The sequence below is a fragment of the Bacillus sp. PS108 genome, from assembly GCF_037963335.1.
Classification (GTDB): Bacteria; Bacillota; Bacilli; order Bacillales; family Bacillaceae; genus Bacillus; species Bacillus subtilis.
In genome coordinates this window covers 3,020,128-3,035,578 of record NZ_CP150155.1, presented here as the reverse complement: position 1 = coordinate 3,035,578, position 15,451 = coordinate 3,020,128, and the positions used below count along the sequence as shown (strand labels likewise).

The following is a 15,451-nucleotide window of genomic DNA, read 5'->3' as shown; positions in this document are numbered from 1 at the left end:
TCTTCAGCAACCTTTCTGATGCAAGTATAAGAAAAAAAACACAGATTGAAAAGTTAATCAATAATTCTTATCGGAAAAGTATGTTATAATGAAATTACATTTTTAAAAAAGGGGAGAGTGCCATTATGCCTTCAGTAGAAAGTTTTGAGCTTGATCATAATGCGGTTGTTGCTCCATATGTAAGACATTGCGGCGTGCATAAAGTGGGAACAGACGGCGTTGTAAATAAATTTGACATTCGTTTTTGCCAGCCAAATAAACAGGCGATGAAGCCTGACACCATTCACACACTCGAGCATTTGCTCGCGTTTACGATTCGTTCTCACGCTGAGAAATACGATCATTTTGATATCATTGATATTTCTCCAATGGGCTGCCAGACAGGCTATTATCTAGTTGTGAGCGGAGAGCCGACATCAGCGGAAATCGTTGATCTGCTTGAAGACACAATGAAGGAAGCGGTAGAGATTACAGAAATACCAGCTGCGAATGAAAAGCAGTGCGGCCAAGCGAAGCTTCATGATCTGGAAGGTGCTAAACGTTTAATGCGTTTCTGGCTTTCACAGGATAAAGAAGAATTGCTAAAAGTATTTGGCTAAAATAGAAAGGACCTTTTTGCGCTTAAGCAAAAAGGTCTTTTTTGTGACGTCTCATATTTTGTGTACCATTTGCTGTAAGCGTTTGCTACTATTTAAGTAAACGATGAAAGGGTGATGGCATGAAAAAGATGTTGGTTGTTCTGCTTTTTTCTGCTTTTTTGCTTAATGGATGCGGATCTGGTGAAAGCAAAGCAAATACAGCTGAGACGCCCGAGGTTTTGGATGTCAAGCTGACCGGGCCTGAAAAAGTAAATCCCGGAGAAAGCGCTGCTTATGAAGCAGCCGTATCATATGGTGATGAAGCTGTGACGGATGCCGATGAAGTAGAGTTTGAAGTATGGAAAGAAGGGGAAAAAGACGCAAGCCAAATGTTTAAGGCGAAACAAGAAAAAGGCGTATACCGATTGGAAACGACGTTTAAGGAAGATGGTGTATACACTGTCCAATCCCATGTCACAGCAAAAAAACAGCATAGCATGCCGACCTTAAAAGTCCAAGTCGGAGACGCCGATGCTGCCAGCAATCAGTCAGAAGAGGAGCATTCACATCATCATTGATTGTGTGAATCAGAGTGATTTTCTTGTGGTGGATCAATGGTATGCTTTACATTATAGGCTTTTACAGTCGTCCAAATGGTTACAAGCAAAACAGCCAGCACAATCAAAATACTTATCGTAATGAGAAGCGTCATGACATTCCACCTCCCGTTTTTTAACAATTGTAGCATAATAGAAGAAATCGTGACAGATAAGGGTAAAAAAGAGGTTTTAGCGTACGATATTAAGGGTATACATAGTCATATAACAAGGAGGAGATACCATGTCAGAACAATTGATTCAAGCAGTGAACAAACAAGTAGCCAACTGGACGGTCATGTATGTGAAACTACATAATTATCACTGGTATGTGAAAGGAAAAGATTTCTTCACTCTTCATGAAAAGTTTGAGGAGCTGTACAACGAAACGGCAACTTATATTGATGACTTAGCAGAACGTCTTTTGGCGCTGAACGGAAAACCGATTGCAACAATGAAGGAATCCTTAGAAACGGCTTCTGTCAAAGAAGCGGCTGGAAATGAAACAGCTGAACAAATGGTTCAAAGCGTATATGATGATTTCACAGTCATCGCGGAAGAGCTGAAAAACGGCATGGATTTAGCTGATGAAGTCGGTGACGAAACAACAGGGGACATGCTTCTTGCGATCCATCAAAATATTGAAAAACATAACTGGATGCTAAAAGCTTACCTAGGTTAAGTCCAAAAAAAGAACGGCCGGATGTCTTAAAAAAGACGTCCGGCTTTTCTTTTTGTATCTGAAAAATAGGCGACAACCAGTCCATTTTTCTGAAAAATCCAATCCGTTCGGCTTGTTTTCCATAGAATATCGTAAGGCCGTTTCTGTGAAAGGATGTTGGGATAAATGGATAGAGACTTTGGCATCTTTTCGTTAATAGCAGTCAGCGTTTCAGCAGCGGGTTTTTTCTTTGGAGGTTTTCAGTATTCATTTCTGATTTTGCTCTCTCTTATGGCAATTGAATTTATCAGTACGACTTTGAAGGAAACCATTATTCACAAACTGTCATTTAAAAAGGTATTTGCCCGGCTTGTCAAAAAATTAGTCACGCTGGCTCTGATCTCTGTATGCCACTTTTTTGATCAGCTGCTGAATACAGAGGGATCAATTCGTGACTTGGCTATTATGTTTTATATTCTTTATGAATCTGTGCAAATTGTTGTGACAGCCAGTTCTCTTGGCATACCGGTTCCTCAGATGCTTGTCGATCTTTTAGAAACGTTAAAAAATAAATTTAAGCGCAAACCGTAACTTTTCCCTGTTCGCGGGTCATAATAAAGCCCAGAGCGCCGGTCGCACTTTCCGGCAAAAGTATCGCAAAAAAACTGTACGAGCTAGTCTGCATGCAGAACCTGACGGCGTGCTGGGTCCCTTATTTTTTGATAAAAGGCTTCCGAAGAAACGTAACTGTGGTATGATGTATGGAAGATAGCTAGGAACGGATTTGAGGGATAAACATGTACGAGTTTAAAGATTATTATCAGAATACTGTTCAGCTTTCCTTTGACGATCAGCCTTTCTCGGACAGCCCGAAGCATGTCTGGGTGATTTGCCGTTTTGGCGGCAAATGGCTTTTAACAGAACATGAGGACAGAGGCTATGAGTTTCCAGGCGGGAAAGTAGAGCCGATGGAGTGCGCAGAAGAGGCTGCGCTCCGGGAAGTAAAGGAAGAGACGGGCGCGAGAGTCAAAAGCCTCAAGTATCTCGGACAGTATAAAGTTCTCGGAAAAGAAAAAGTGATTGTAAAAAATATATATTTTGCAGATATAGAAAAGCTTGAAAAGCAGGCTGATTACTTTGAAACGAAAGGCCCGGTTTTGTTTCACGAGCTACCGGAGAACCTATCCCGCAATAAAAAATTCAGCTTTATTATGAAGGATTCCGTTCTTCCGATCAGCTTGAAAAAACTGAAAGAATCTGGATGGATTGAATAAAAAACCCGGCATATATGCCGGGTTTTTTTATGTCCTCCCCTTCGTCCATTTCTTTTCCAGCAGCTCGACGCCCTGATACATCAGAGTGGCGAAGATGGCGATGATCAGCAGGCTTAAGAAGACGAGTGTAAAATTGAAGACTTGGAATCCGTAAATAATCATATATCCTAATCCGACCTTCGAAACGAGGAATTCCCCTACAATGACGCCAACCCATGATAAACCGACGTTCACTTTTAGTGTTGAAATAATCGCGGGGGAAGATGCAGGCAGTATGACTTCTTTAAAAATAACCCACTTTTTTGCGCCGAATGTTTTCATGACTTTCGTATAGTTTTCGTCGACCTCTTGGAAGGCGGTGTAGACAACGATGGTTGTGATAATGACGCTGATGATGGCTCCCATCGCAATGATGCTGATAAAACTGGGACCGAGCGCGACAATCAGGATCGGGCCTAGGGCCACTTTCGGCATTGCATTCAAAATCACAAGATACGGATCTAAAATTCTGGCAAGTCGGTTAGACCACCATAACAAAGCGGCGAGGCACGTGCCCATAAACGTCCCAAGCAAAAAGCCAAGCACCGTTTCAAATAAAGTGACGCCGATGTGTGACAGTAAAGAACCGTCACCAAGTTTCTCCAGCAATAATCGCCACACAGCTGAGGGAGAGCTGAAGATCAGCGGATCGATCCAGCCCTGCCTGCTGGAGGTTTCCCAGCCCGAGAAAAAGAGAATAAATATGGCAAGCTGAAAGGAATGGACCTTCCACTTTTCCTTTTTCTGTTTGAATTGATACTGCTCGTGAAGCAGATCAATGGTTTCTTTGCTGTTTCTCAAGAGAATTCAGCTCCTTCCATATCGTTTGAAACAGTGTCTGGAAGGAAGGTTCCTGACGGGCGTCAAAAGGCAACATTGCGGCCAATTCCTTAGGAATGGTAAAAATCTGATGGATGGTACCCGGCTGATTTGAAAATAAAAAGATCGTATCGCTCATCGCTATCGCTTCCCCTATATCATGAGTGACAAGCACTGCTGTTTTTTGATATTCCTTTAATGTGCGGAATACCAGGTTTTCTAAAGACAGCTTTGTCTGAAAATCAAGCGCGGAAAATGGCTCATCCAGCAAAAGCAGACTAGGGTTAGGCGCAAGTGTTCTTGCAAGCGCAGCCCGCTGGCGCATCCCGCCTGACAGCTCTTTCGGATATTTTTTCTCCACATCTATGAGGCCGAACTCCGGCAATAGACCGAGTGCAGCGGCTTTGCTTTCTTCTGTCAGTGTGTCGGCGATTTTTAAACCGAGAAGCACATTTTCCTCGATAGATTTCCAGGGAAATAAGTAATCCTGCTGAAGCATATAGCCAATATTATGTTCTTTTTGATTCGGCTCACGGCCTTCAATCAGAACTCTGCCTTCTGATGGCTCAATCAAACCGGCAATAATGGAAAGCAGTGTTGTTTTTCCGCAGCCGCTTGGGCCGAGAAATGAGATGAAATCGCCTTTTTCGGCATCGAAATGAATATCCCGCACAGCCGTTGTTTTTTCTTTAATAGAAAAATAAGTATGGGTTACATGGTCGACATGTAAGAAAGACATAGATGGCGCCTCCTATTTCTCCGAGGTGACTTTTTCAGCAATTTCTTTATTTACAAGCTGATTGTATGGAATGTGCTTCGGCAGTTCTCCCGATTGATCCATAATGGTTTGGAGAAGCTCCCATTCTTTTTCGTTAAGCAGAGGGTCTGGCGAATATGAATGCTGTTTTTTATAGCGTTCAATGGATGTTTCGATGACGTCTGGGTCGGTATCATCAAATTCATCTTTAATGGCATCTGTGATGTCCTTCGCAGAATGATTTTCAACCCACTGCTGCGCCTTATAAATGGCTTTTGTAAACTTTACGGCTGTGCTTTCATTTTTCTTCAAATAGCTTTGTTTCGCCATAAAAGTCGTATAAGGAACCTCTCCTGATTCTTCTCCGAATGAAGCCACGATATGGCCGATGCCTTTTTTCTCAAAGAGAGAAGCCTGCGGTTCAAAGAGCTGTACATACTCACCGGTTCCAGAAGCAAACGCATTGGCAATATTGGCGAAGTCTATGTTCTGGATGAGGTCTATATCCTTATGCGGGTCAATCTTATGTTTGTTCAGCACATACTCGCCGACCATTTGCGGCATGCCGCCTTTTCGCTGGCCGAGAAACGTTTTTCCTTTCAGCTGATCCCAGTCGAAGTGTTCAACATCTTCTCTCGCGACAAGAAACGTTCCGTCTGTCTGAGTCAGCTGGGCGAAATTAATGACGGGATCTTTAGCCCCTTGCGCTTCGACATAAATAGATGTTTCTGACCCGACAAGCGCGATGTCGGAGCCGTTGGAAAGAAGCGATGTCATCGTTTTGTCTCCGCCCCAGGTCGTATTCACATCGACATCAAGCCCTTCTTCCTTAAAAAAACCTTTAGACTCAGCAACATATAAAGGTGCGTAAAAAATTGAATGGGTCACTTCAGCTACTTTGACTTTGGTGAGCGTTTCTTCCTGCTTGCAAGCCGCCAGGGCGAACATCAGAAAGATACTGCCGACACAGGCGAAGCCCAGCCTTAACCATCTGTTCACATAGACAACCTCCTTATTTCACATCAAGTTAATATCCTTTTTTGCTTTACATATCGTATGATGGGTATAAAAATGTGTGAATGCCTAACCAGGTTCTCCGGATGTAATTTTGGAGTAAGGAAAGCATATAGAAAAAAAAGGAGGCGGCTGTTTTGATTGTAGAGAAAAGAAGATTTCCGTCGCCAAGCCAGCATGTGCGTTTGTATACGATCTGCTATCTGTCAAATGGATTACGGGTTAAGGGGCTTCTGGCTGAGCCGGCGGAACCGGGACAATATGACGGATTTTTATATTTGCGCGGCGGGATTAAAAGCGTGGGCATGGTTCGGCCGGGCCGGATTATCCAGTTTGCATCCCAAGGGTTTGTGGTGTTTGCTCCTTTTTACAGAGGAAATCAAGGAGGAGAAGGCAATGAGGATTTTGCCGGAGAAGACAGGGAGGATGCATTTTCTGCTTTTCGCCTGCTTCAGCAGCACCCAAATGTCAAGAAGGACAGAATTCATATCTTCGGCTTTTCCCGCGGCGGAATTATGGGAATGCTCACTGCGATCGAAATGGGCGGGCAGGCAGCTTCATTTGTTTCCTGGGGAGGCGTCAGTGATATGATTCTTACATATGAGGAGCGGCAGGATTTGCGGCGAATGATGAAAAGAGTCATCGGCGGAACACCGAAAAAGGTGCCTGAGGAATATCAATGGAGGACACCGTTTGACCAAGTAAACAAAATTCAGGCACCCGTGCTGTTAATCCATGGAGAAAAAGACCAAAATGTTTCGATTCAGCATTCCTATTTATTTGAAGAGAAGCTAAAACAACTGCATAAGCCGGTGGAGACATGGTACTACAGTACATTCACACATTATTTCCCGCCAAAAGAAAACCGGCGTATCGTGCGGCAGCTCACACAATGGATGAAAAACCGCTGACAGTGAAATATGTTATGATAAAGAAAAAAGAGAACGAAAGGGGATTTCACTTTGGGAATGCCTGTTGAATTTAATACACTGATTGTGACAAAAGGAAAAGAAGTTCGCATAGATGAAAATATATTCACGTTAGAGAAGGACGGATACCGAGTATATGCGATGGAGATTCCAATGGATGTACGCAAAACAAAGTTTGGCGAAAAGTCAGGCACAGCTGAAGTGCAGAAGCTTCAATGGGAAGAAGGCCGGACCATCATTACATACAAGCTGACTTCTTTGCATTCCGTCAATTAAAACAAGCCAAGAGCATAATTGCTCTTGGCTTTTGTTTTTTATACGAGAGGGCCGCCTGCCTGGGCGATGGCATCGGTATGTGCGAACTTTTTAAAGTTCTCTTTGAATTCATTTGCAAGGTAGACTGCTTTTTCTTTGTATTCTTCCTTGTTGGTCCACGTATTTTCAGGCTGAAGGATATGATCAGGAACGCCAGGAACATGTGCTGGAATGTGCAGGCCGAAAATATCGTCAGTTATCATTTCAGCATCCTCTAATTTACCTTCAATCGCTGCTTTGACCATTGCTCTAGTGTAAGAAAGCTTCATTCGTTCGCCTGTGCCGTAGCCGCCCCCGGTCCAGCCGGTATTGACTAAGAAAACGTCTGCGCCGTGTTCATCGATCTTTTTGCCGAGCATTTCAGCATAGACGTGAGCAGGAAGCGGCAGGAACGGTGAGCCGAAGCATGTAGAGAACGTCGTTTCAGGAGACGTTACACCACGTTCGGTTCCGGCAAGCTTACTCGTGTAACCGCTCAAGAAATGGTACATCGCCTGCTCCTTCGTCAGTTTGCTGATCGGCGGCAGGACTCCGAAGGCATCAGCCGTCAAAAATACAATTGCTGACGGATGGCCGGCCATGCTTGGAGTCACGATGTTGTCAATCATATGAATCGGGTAAGCTGCCCGCGTGTTTTCAGTATAGAAGGAATCATCATAATTGGCTTCGCGTGTATCTTCATCCACAACGACATTTTCGAGAACAGACCCGAAGCGGATCGCGTTAAAGATTTGCGGCTCCTTTTCCTCGCTTAAATGAATGCACTTAGCGTAGCACCCGCCTTCAATATTAAAGACGCCTGTATCAGACCAGCCATGTTCATCGTCACCGATCAGCTTGCGGTCAGCATCTGCCGACAGGGTGGTCTTGCCTGTTCCTGACAGTCCGAAGAAAAGGGCGACATCGCCTTTTTCACCGACATTGGCGGAGCAGTGCATAGATAAAATATCTCTTTCAGGCAGCAGGAAATTCATAATGGAGAAAATGGACTTCTTCATTTCACCGGCATACTCAGTTCCGCCGATTAAAATTGTCCGCTTTTCGAAAGAGACAATAATAAACGTTTCGGAATGAGTGCCGTCTGTTTTTGGATCCGCTTTGAAGTGCGGAGCAGAAAGAATGGTGAACGGCTGCTCAACTGTTTTCTTATCATTTCCTTCCGGACGGATAAACAGCTGCCGCGCAAATAAATTGTGCCATGCGAACTCATTTACGACAGTGATCGGCAGCCTGTATTTCTCGTCTGCTCCGGCAAATCCTTCGAAAACAAACAGTTCATCTCGCTCCTTTAAATAGCTGACAACTTTCGTATACAGCCGCTCAAACGCTTCTTCTGAAATCGGCTGATTCACCGGGCCCCAATCGATCTTATTTTTCGTGCTTTCTTCCTCCACGATGAATTTATCTTTAGGTGAGCGTCCTGTGTAAGCGCCTGTTGTCGCGCGAACAGCACCTGTGGATGTTAAAATGCCTTCGTTTCGGGAGAGGACTTTTTCTGTTAGCTGTGCTGCTGATAAATTATGACGCACATTTGGACATGTTAATAAGGCTTGTAAATCAGCGGTCAAATCAACTGAGTTCATATGAAACCTTCCTTTATCGTTTTTTGTGTTTTGCTAATTGTGAATTAGTATAACATATATTTTCAAATAGTCTATACTATTTATTATTTTTTGTGTGTGCATTTCCATTGTTTTCCCTCAATATAGGTGCCTATTTCTTCTGAATCATATTGACATTGCAAACCCTTTTACGATAAGATATTTCATTGAGCGGATACTCTTATCCCGAGCTGGCGGAGGGACAGGCCCTATGAAGCCCAGCAACCGGTTTCTCTGTTATTTATTATGTTCAACTGAGTGAGACAACCAAGGTGCTAACCTGTTGCAAGGTTGTATGATTCCTTGAGCGATAAGAGTGAAAGGCACAAAGACCAAACCCTTTCCTCGATGGAAAAGGTTTTTTTATTTCATAAATATGCCAATTAACATTCTCTAATATAACTGTACATTGTATAAGAGGGAGCGAGTTCCGTATCATATATACAAGGTCTTTCGGGAGGCCTTGTGCAGGAGGAAGCAAATCATGAGTAAAAATCGTCGTTTATTTACATCAGAATCTGTTACGGAGGGGCATCCGGATAAAATCTGTGACCAGATTTCTGACAGCATTTTAGATGAAATTTTAAAGAAAGACCCTAACGCGCGTGTTGCTTGTGAAACATCTGTGACAACAGGTTTGGTTCTTGTAAGCGGAGAGATCACAACTTCTACGTATGTTGACATTCCGAAAACGGTTCGCCAAACCATTAAAGAAATCGGATACACACGTGCAAAATACGGATTTGATGCGGAAACTTGTGCGGTTTTAACATCAATTGATGAGCAGTCTGCTGATATCGCGATGGGCGTAGACCAAGCGCTTGAAGCCCGTGAAGGCACAATGAGCGACGAAGAAATTGAAGCGATTGGTGCGGGTGACCAAGGATTAATGTTCGGTTATGCGTGCAACGAAACGAAAGAGCTTATGCCTCTTCCAATTTCACTTGCCCATAAATTAGCCCGCCGCCTAAGTGAAGTCCGTAAAGAAGATATTCTTCCGTACCTTCGCCCTGACGGCAAAACACAGGTAACGGTTGAGTACGATGAAAATAACAAACCAGTCCGCATTGACGCGATTGTGATTTCAACTCAGCATCATCCTGAAATTACACTTGAGCAAATTCAGCGCAACATTAAAGAACATGTAATCAATCCGGTTGTTCCTAAAGAGCTGATTGATGAAGAAACAAAATATTTCATCAACCCTACAGGACGTTTCGTAATCGGAGGCCCTCAAGGGGATGCGGGACTTACAGGACGCAAAATCATCGTTGATACGTACGGTGGCTATGCACGCCACGGCGGAGGCGCGTTCTCAGGTAAGGACGCGACGAAGGTAGACCGTTCTGCAGCTTATGCGGCAAGATACGTTGCGAAAAACATCGTTGCGGCTGAGCTTGCTGATTCTTGCGAAGTACAGCTTGCTTACGCGATCGGTGTTGCACAGCCTGTGTCAATCTCAATCAACACATTCGGTTCCGGAAAAGCTTCTGAGGAAAAACTGATTGAAGTTGTTCGCAATAACTTTGATTTACGACCTGCCGGCATTATCAAAATGCTTGATTTGCGCCGTCCGATCTACAAACAAACTGCTGCGTACGGCCACTTTGGACGTCACGATGTTGACCTTCCTTGGGAGCGCACAGACAAAGCGGAGCAGCTGCGTAAAGAAGCGTTAGGAGAATAATTTTATAGCCGCTTACTGGTTAAGCGGCTTTCCCTTTTTTATCGTTGTATTCATGTTTATTTTTTTACATAACTGTGAAACCAAATACTATTCACAGCGTCTATAAATAGGGGTTCAATGATGACAATTTTAATTATGGAGGCAATACTATGTGTGGATTTGTCGGGGTTTTTAACAAGCATCCGTTAGCTCAAACCGCTGATCAAGAAGAACTAATCAAACAAATGAACCAAATGATCGTTCACCGCGGTCCTGACAGTGATGGATATTTCCATGATGAGCACGTCGGCTTCGGATTCAGACGGCTCAGCATTATTGATGTAGAAAATGGCGGACAGCCTTTATCATATGAAGATGAAACATATTGGATTATCTTTAACGGAGAAATCTATAACTATATTGAACTGAGAGAAGAACTTGAAGCAAAGGGGTACACATTCAACACGGATTCGGACACAGAGGTTCTTCTTGCGACTTACCGTCACTATAAAGAAGAAGCGGCGTCCAAACTGCGCGGTATGTTTGCCTTTCTGATTTGGAATAAAAACGATCATGTGCTTTATGGAGCAAGAGATCCATTCGGCATTAAACCGTTGTACTATACAACAATCAATGATCAGGTTTATTTTGCCTCAGAGAGAAAAAGTTTAATGGTTGCTCAGAATGATATTGAAATAGATAAAGAGGCATTGCAGCAGTACATGTCTTTCCAATTTGTTCCTGAACCAAGCACGCTTGATGCCCATGTGAAAAAAGTAGAGCCGGGTTCACAATTCACAATCCGCCCGGACGGCGATATCACATTCAAAACGTATTTCAAAGCGAACTTCAAGCCGGTTCAGACTGAAGAAGACAAGCTTGTGAAAGAAGTCCGAGACGCGATCTATGACTCTGTAAACGTTCATATGAGAAGTGACGTTCCTGTCGGTTCGTTTCTGTCTGGCGGGATTGATTCTTCCTTTATTGTGTCTGTTGCGAAGGAATTTCATCCAAGCTTAAAAACATTCTCTGTCGGCTTTGAACAGCAGGGCTTCAGTGAGGTTGATGTAGCGAAAGAAACTGCAGCGGCGCTGGGCATCGAAAATATCAGCAAAGTCATTTCGCCTGAGGAATACATGAATGAGCTTCCGAAGATCGTATGGCATTTTGATGACCCGCTTGCTGATCCGGCAGCGATTCCGTTGTACTTTGTTGCAAAAGAAGCGAAAAAACATGTAACGGTTGCTTTATCAGGTGAAGGAGCGGATGAGCTCTTCGGCGGATATAACATTTACCGTGAGCCGCTTTCGCTTAAACCGTTTGAACGCATTCCGTCCGGCCTGAAAAAGATGCTTCTGCACGTTGCTGCCGTTATGCCTGAAGGTATGAGAGGAAAGAGCCTGCTTGAGCGCGGCTGTACTCCGCTTCAGGATCGTTATATCGGTAACGCGAAAATCTTTGAAGAGTCTGTCAAAAAGCAGCTGTTGAAGCATTATAATCCGAACCTTTCATATCGCGATGTGACGAAGACTTACTTTACAGAAAGCAGCTCGTACAGCGATATCAACAAAATGCAGTATGTCGATATCCACACTTGGATGCGCGGCGACATTTTGTTAAAGGCGGATAAAATGACGATGGCGAATTCTTTGGAACTGCGTGTGCCGTTCTTGGATAAAGTCGTATTCGACGTCGCTTCAAAAATTCCTGATGAGCTGAAAACGAAGAACGGCACGACGAAGTATCTTCTTCGCAAAGCCGCTGAAGGAATTGTGCCTGAGCACGTATTAAACCGCAAAAAGCTTGGTTTCCCTGTACCGATCCGTCATTGGCTGAAAAACGAAATGAACGAATGGGTGCGGAATATTATTCAAGAAAGCCAAACGGATGCTTATATCCATAAGGATTATGTCCTTCAGCTTCTTGAAGACCATTGTGCGGACAAGGCTGATAACAGCCGTAAAATTTGGACTGTGCTAATCTTTATGATCTGGCACAGCATCAATATTGAAAAACGGTATATGCCTGAAGAGCTGAGCCATCAGCCTAAAGAAGTCATCTTTGTGTAACAGACAACAAGGCTTTCGAGTAGTCGAAAGCCTTGTTGTTATCCTTTTATTTCTCCATCATCATTGATTTACCCAATCCGTACGGAATATTCAGAAAAATGATATAATGATATTTTTTTCTAGGGGAGAAGAAGCATGCAAAAACAAAAACAAGAGCTGCACCGCGGACTCGAAGAAAGGCATATTTCTTTAATGTCTTTAGGAGCTGCTATAGGAGTAGGGTTGTTCCTCGGCTCCGCATCAGCTATTCAATTAGCAGGGCCTGGTATTTTGGTAGCGTATGCCGCAAGCGGCCTGGTCATGTTTTTTATTATGAGAGCGCTTGGGGAAATGGCCATTCAAAAACCGGTCGCAGGCTCCTTCAGCAGGTATGCGCGTGATTATTTGGGACCGCTTGCAGGCTATTTAACAGGGTGGAACTACTGGTTTTTATGGGTTGTCACCTGTATGGCCGAAATTACTGCTGTCGGTATCTATATGGGGTTCTGGTTTCCTGACGTGCCAAACTGGATTTGGGCATTATCGGCGCTGGTCATTATGACGGGTGTTAATTTCCTGGCTGTCAAAGCTTACGGTGAGCTGGAATTTTGGTTCGCATTGATTAAAATTGTTGCGATCTTATCCATGATTGCTGTCGGTTTATTGATGATTATTGCAGGAGTCGGCAATGGGGGCATTGCCACCGGAATCAGCAATTTGTGGAATAACGGAGGATTTTTCCCTCATGGTTTAAAAGGGGTTCTATTGTCTCTTCAAATGGTCATGTTCGCCTATTTAGGGATTGAAATGATCGGGGTGACGGCTGGCGAGGTGAAAAACCCGCAAAAATCGTTAGCCAAAGCAATTGATACAGTATTTTGGCGGATTTTGATTTTTTATGTAGGCGCTTTATTCGTCATTATGTCTATTTATCCGTGGCAGGAAATTGGCTCTCAGGGAAGCCCATTTGTTCTCACATTTCAAAAAGTGGGCATTCCATCGGCCGCAGGTATCATTAACTTTGTCGTGTTGACTGCCGCGCTGTCTTCATGCAACAGCGGTATTTTCAGCACAGGACGGATGCTGTTTAACTTGGCGGAACAGAAAGAGGCGCCACAAGCATACGGTCAGCTGACGAAAGGCGGCATCCCGGGTAAAGCTGTTCTGGCTTCAGCGGGGGCTTTATTAGTCGGAGTGCTCTTAAACTATGTTGTCCCTGCGAAGGTATTTACTTGGGTTACAAGTATTGCGACGTTCGGAGCGATTTGGACGTGGGCAATCATTTTGCTTTCTCAAATAAAATACAGGAAAAGTTTGAAGCCGGAAGAAAAGAAACAATTAAAGTACAAAATGCCTTTATTTCCGTTTACGTCTTATGTGTCATTGGCATTTCTAGCATTCGTCGTCATTCTTATGGCTTACAGCCCTGATACAAGAGTAGCCGTGATTATCGGGCCGATATGGTTTCTCATCTTGCTGGCTGTGTACTATGGAAAAGGGTTTCATAAAAAAAATGCGGCTGCTGCCAGCGAACGAAATATCAGCTGACAAAAAGAGCTCCCAGTGGGCTCTTTTTGTGTGTGCTCATAGAAAATAGAGAACAGGAAAGAATAGGTATGTGTTTTTGCAGAGGCTGTTTACAGTTTTGTGATAAGATAAAAGTCATACGTTTCATGCTATATGTGAACGTTTTATGGAAAAATCGAAACCCGAACTGTTATGACGTCCGGGTTAACGATGGTTATTGCTTTCAAATATAATTTGAAAAATGGTAAAGTAAGACGAAGCAGGTCTTATGTTTGTTGAAGAAATTTATAATATTGGCCCTTTTCTACATATTCTGACCGTATTCTTTGCATATCTTTTCGGTCTTCTTCCGTCAAAGGGCGGATGACTTTTGCAGGGCGGCCAAAGGCGAGATGGCCAGGCGGAATGGTTTTTCCAGGCGGGACAAGACTGCCGGCACCAATAAAAGCGCCTTCGCCAATTTCGGCTCCGTCTAAAATGATTGAGCCCATGCCGATTAAGGCGTTCTTGCGGATAACAGCGCTATGAAGTGTAACCTGATGGCCTATCGTGGCGTCATCTTCAATGAGTAGCGTCTTGTTCGGGCTTTGATGGAGGCAGCTTAAATCTTGGATATTGACTCTGTTTCCGATTCTGGTCGGCGCAACATCTCCCCTTATGACAACAGAAAACCAAATGCTGGACTGTTCTCCGATCACGACATCACCGGTAATTGTTGCATTATCAGCTATAAAGGCTGTTGGGTGGATATCTGGCTTGTGTTCCTTATAAGGGTAGATCATAAGATTCATCCTTCTTTCTCTATTTAAATTTCGTATGAGGTGAAGAGCATGTGGACCTGGAAAGCAGACAGACCTGTTGCAGTGATTGTAATCATTCACGGGGCAAGTGAATATCACGGACGATATAAATGGCTGATTGAAATGTGGCGGTCTTCGGGTTATCACGTTGTCATGGGCGATTTGCCTGGACAGGGAACAACGACAAGAGCGAGAGGGCATATTCGCTCGTTTCAAGAATACATTGATGAAGTAGATGCTTGGATAGATAAAGCGCGAACCTTTGATCTTCCGGTTTTTCTTCTAGGTCACAGCATGGGCGGTCTGGTCGCGATTGAATGGGTTAAACAGCAAAGAAATCCCCGGATTACGGGAATTATTTTATCATCACCGTGTCTCGGACTGCAAATTAAAGTGAATAAAGCGCTTGATCTTGCATCAAAAGGCCTGAATGTCATCGCTCCGTCACTTAAGGTTGATTCGGGATTATCAATTGATATGGCGACGCGCAATGAGGACGTCATCGAAGCTGACCAAAATGATTCGTTATACGTCAGGAAAGTTTCTGTCAGATGGTACAGAGAGCTTTTAAAGACAATTGAATCGGCAATGGTGCCGACAGAGGCATTTTTGAAAGTTCCGCTTCTTGTGATGCAAGCCGGTGATGACAAGCTTGTTGACAAAACGATGGTCATCAAGTGGTTTAATGGTGTTGCTTCTCATAATAAAGTATACAGAGAGTGGGAAGGGCTTTACCATGAGATCTTCAATGAACCCGAGAGAGAAGATGTTTTTAAAGCAGCAAGAGCGTTTACTGATCAATATATTTGAACTAGTAGGGGGTGCAT

At 43.7% G+C, this 15,451-nt stretch carries 17 protein-coding genes and 1 riboswitch; of the genes, 11 read left to right on the top strand and 6 right to left on the bottom strand.

Annotated features, from left to right (window positions below; all coding sequences use genetic code 11):
- Positions 1 to 125: 125 nt before the first annotated feature.
- Both NSQ16_RS15790 and NSQ16_RS15785 read left to right on the top strand, forming a co-directional pair.
- Positions 126 to 599: an S-ribosylhomocysteine lyase gene (locus NSQ16_RS15790; protein ID WP_003219361.1), complete on the top strand. Its 474-nt coding sequence runs from the start codon at positions 126 to 128 to the stop codon at positions 597 to 599.
- Positions 600 to 718: 119 nt separating this feature from the next.
- Positions 719 to 1,156 (top strand): FixH family protein, encoded by a 438-nt coding sequence (locus NSQ16_RS15785; RefSeq protein WP_014480629.1) that lies wholly within the window; start codon positions 719 to 721, stop codon positions 1,154 to 1,156.
- On the opposite strand, the gene ytzI is transcribed toward NSQ16_RS15785, so the two are convergent.
- Positions 1,150 to 1,290: a YtzI protein gene (gene ytzI / locus NSQ16_RS15780; protein WP_003229081.1), complete on the bottom strand. Its 141-nt coding sequence runs from the start codon at positions 1,288 to 1,290 to the stop codon at positions 1,150 to 1,152. The genes NSQ16_RS15785 and ytzI overlap by 7 nt on opposite strands.
- A 128-nt stretch (positions 1,291 to 1,418) precedes the next feature.
- Between ytzI and NSQ16_RS15775 the strand changes: the two genes are divergently transcribed.
- The 3 genes from NSQ16_RS15775 to ytkD all read left to right on the top strand — a co-directional run bounded on the left by NSQ16_RS15775 (position 1,419) and on the right by ytkD (position 3,109).
- On the top strand, positions 1,419 to 1,856 hold the full coding sequence (locus NSQ16_RS15775) for a Dps family protein (protein WP_003229083.1): 438 nt from the start codon (positions 1,419 to 1,421) through the stop codon (positions 1,854 to 1,856).
- Positions 1,857 to 2,021: 165 nt separating this feature from the next.
- On the top strand, positions 2,022 to 2,426 hold the full coding sequence (locus NSQ16_RS15770; RefSeq protein ID WP_076458298.1) for a holin family protein: 405 nt from the start codon (positions 2,022 to 2,024) through the stop codon (positions 2,424 to 2,426).
- Positions 2,427 to 2,632: 206 nt separating this feature from the next.
- Entirely contained in the window at positions 2,633 to 3,109 is a 477-nt protein-coding gene (gene ytkD, locus NSQ16_RS15765) for an RNA deprotection pyrophosphohydrolase (RefSeq protein ID WP_003229087.1), read from the top strand.
- 27 nt (positions 3,110 to 3,136) lie between these two features.
- Here ytkD and NSQ16_RS15760 read toward each other — a convergent pair whose 3' ends face one another.
- Genes NSQ16_RS15760 through NSQ16_RS15750 form a run of 3 tightly spaced genes read right to left on the bottom strand, consistent with a single transcriptional unit; the run spans position 3,137 to position 5,723 of the window.
- Positions 3,137 to 3,949: an ABC transporter permease gene (locus NSQ16_RS15760; protein ID WP_014477740.1), complete on the bottom strand. Its 813-nt coding sequence runs from the start codon at positions 3,947 to 3,949 to the stop codon at positions 3,137 to 3,139.
- Positions 3,924 to 4,706 carry an ABC transporter ATP-binding protein gene (locus NSQ16_RS15755; RefSeq protein WP_003229092.1) on the bottom strand — a complete coding sequence of 261 codons (783 nt, stop codon included), beginning with the start codon at positions 4,704 to 4,706 and terminating at the stop codon, positions 3,924 to 3,926. Before NSQ16_RS15755 ends, NSQ16_RS15760 begins: the two co-directional genes overlap by 26 nt.
- 12 nt (positions 4,707 to 4,718) lie before the next feature.
- Positions 4,719 to 5,723: an ABC transporter substrate-binding protein gene (locus tag NSQ16_RS15750; RefSeq protein WP_061891030.1), complete on the bottom strand. Its 1,005-nt coding sequence runs from the start codon at positions 5,721 to 5,723 to the stop codon at positions 4,719 to 4,721.
- Positions 5,724 to 5,875: 152 nt separating this feature from the next.
- On the opposite strand from NSQ16_RS15750, the gene NSQ16_RS15745 reads away from it, so the two are divergent.
- Together NSQ16_RS15745 and NSQ16_RS15740 are read left to right on the top strand one after the other, a co-directional pair.
- Positions 5,876 to 6,649, top strand: coding sequence for a prolyl oligopeptidase family serine peptidase (locus NSQ16_RS15745; RefSeq protein ID WP_029318292.1), 774 nt, complete (start codon positions 5,876 to 5,878; stop codon positions 6,647 to 6,649).
- Between the two features lie 51 nt (positions 6,650 to 6,700).
- Entirely contained in the window at positions 6,701 to 6,943 is a 243-nt protein-coding gene (locus NSQ16_RS15740) for a DUF2584 domain-containing protein (protein ID WP_339232291.1), read from the top strand.
- A 38-nt stretch (positions 6,944 to 6,981) separates the two neighbouring features.
- Here NSQ16_RS15740 and pckA read toward each other — a convergent pair whose 3' ends face one another.
- Entirely contained in the window at positions 6,982 to 8,565 is a 1,584-nt protein-coding gene (gene pckA / locus NSQ16_RS15735) for a phosphoenolpyruvate carboxykinase (ATP) (RefSeq protein WP_014480627.1), read from the bottom strand.
- Positions 8,566 to 8,761: 196 nt separating this feature from the next.
- A riboswitch (SAM riboswitch) is annotated at positions 8,762 to 8,900 on the top strand.
- A 167-nt stretch (positions 8,901 to 9,067) separates the two neighbouring features.
- Between pckA and metK the strand changes: the two genes are divergently transcribed.
- From metK to alaP, 3 genes are all read left to right on the top strand, one after another.
- A complete protein-coding gene (gene metK / locus NSQ16_RS15730; RefSeq protein WP_003223309.1) occupies positions 9,068 to 10,270 on the top strand; it encodes a methionine adenosyltransferase in 1,203 nt (400 codons plus the stop codon).
- A gap of 149 nt (positions 10,271 to 10,419) precedes the next feature.
- Positions 10,420 to 12,318, top strand: a complete 1,899-nt coding sequence (asnB, locus tag NSQ16_RS15725) for an asparagine synthase (glutamine-hydrolyzing) (RefSeq protein WP_004398625.1) — start codon at positions 10,420 to 10,422, stop codon at positions 12,316 to 12,318.
- A 135-nt stretch (positions 12,319 to 12,453) separates the two neighbouring features.
- A complete protein-coding gene (alaP, locus tag NSQ16_RS15720; RefSeq protein ID WP_003229105.1) occupies positions 12,454 to 13,845 on the top strand; it encodes an alanine permease AlaP in 1,392 nt (463 codons plus the stop codon).
- Positions 13,846 to 14,090: 245 nt separating this feature from the next.
- On the opposite strand, the gene NSQ16_RS15715 is transcribed toward alaP, so the two are convergent.
- On the bottom strand, positions 14,091 to 14,606 hold the full coding sequence (locus NSQ16_RS15715) for a gamma carbonic anhydrase family protein (RefSeq protein WP_014477735.1): 516 nt from the start codon (positions 14,604 to 14,606) through the stop codon (positions 14,091 to 14,093).
- 48 nt (positions 14,607 to 14,654) lie between these two features.
- Here NSQ16_RS15715 and ytpA point away from each other — a divergent pair, with 48 nt between their 5' ends.
- A complete protein-coding gene (gene ytpA, locus NSQ16_RS15710) occupies positions 14,655 to 15,434 on the top strand; it encodes a phospholipase YtpA (RefSeq protein WP_327837433.1) in 780 nt (259 codons plus the stop codon).
- The last annotated feature ends 17 nt before the right edge of the window (positions 15,435 to 15,451 follow it).

Bases quoted from the DNA above. Each gene is read 5' to 3' on its own strand.
- ytpA (WP_327837433.1), top strand. From the start codon at position 14,655: ATGTGGACCTGGAAAGCAGACAGACCTGTTGCAGTGATTGTAATCATT.
- NSQ16_RS15775 (WP_003229083.1), top strand. From the start codon at position 1,419: ATGTCAGAACAATTGATTCAAGCAGTGAACAAACAAGTAGCCAACTGG.
- metK (WP_003223309.1), top strand. From the start codon at position 9,068: ATGAGTAAAAATCGTCGTTTATTTACATCAGAATCTGTTACGGAGGGG.
- NSQ16_RS15770 (WP_076458298.1), top strand. From the start codon at position 2,022: ATGGATAGAGACTTTGGCATCTTTTCGTTAATAGCAGTCAGCGTTTCA.
- alaP (WP_003229105.1), top strand. From the start codon at position 12,454: ATGCAAAAACAAAAACAAGAGCTGCACCGCGGACTCGAAGAAAGGCAT.
- ytzI (WP_003229081.1), bottom strand. From the start codon at position 1,290: ATGACGCTTCTCATTACGATAAGTATTTTGATTGTGCTGGCTGTTTTG.
- pckA (WP_014480627.1), bottom strand. From the start codon at position 8,565: ATGAACTCAGTTGATTTGACCGCTGATTTACAAGCCTTATTAACATGT.
- NSQ16_RS15715 (WP_014477735.1), bottom strand. From the start codon at position 14,606: ATGATCTACCCTTATAAGGAACACAAGCCAGATATCCACCCAACAGCC.
- asnB (WP_004398625.1), top strand. From the start codon at position 10,420: ATGTGTGGATTTGTCGGGGTTTTTAACAAGCATCCGTTAGCTCAAACC.
- NSQ16_RS15790 (WP_003219361.1), top strand. From the start codon at position 126: ATGCCTTCAGTAGAAAGTTTTGAGCTTGATCATAATGCGGTTGTTGCT.
- NSQ16_RS15785 (WP_014480629.1), top strand. From the start codon at position 719: ATGAAAAAGATGTTGGTTGTTCTGCTTTTTTCTGCTTTTTTGCTTAAT.
- NSQ16_RS15755 (WP_003229092.1), bottom strand. From the start codon at position 4,706: ATGTCTTTCTTACATGTCGACCATGTAACCCATACTTATTTTTCTATT.
- ytkD (WP_003229087.1), top strand. From the start codon at position 2,633: ATGTACGAGTTTAAAGATTATTATCAGAATACTGTTCAGCTTTCCTTT.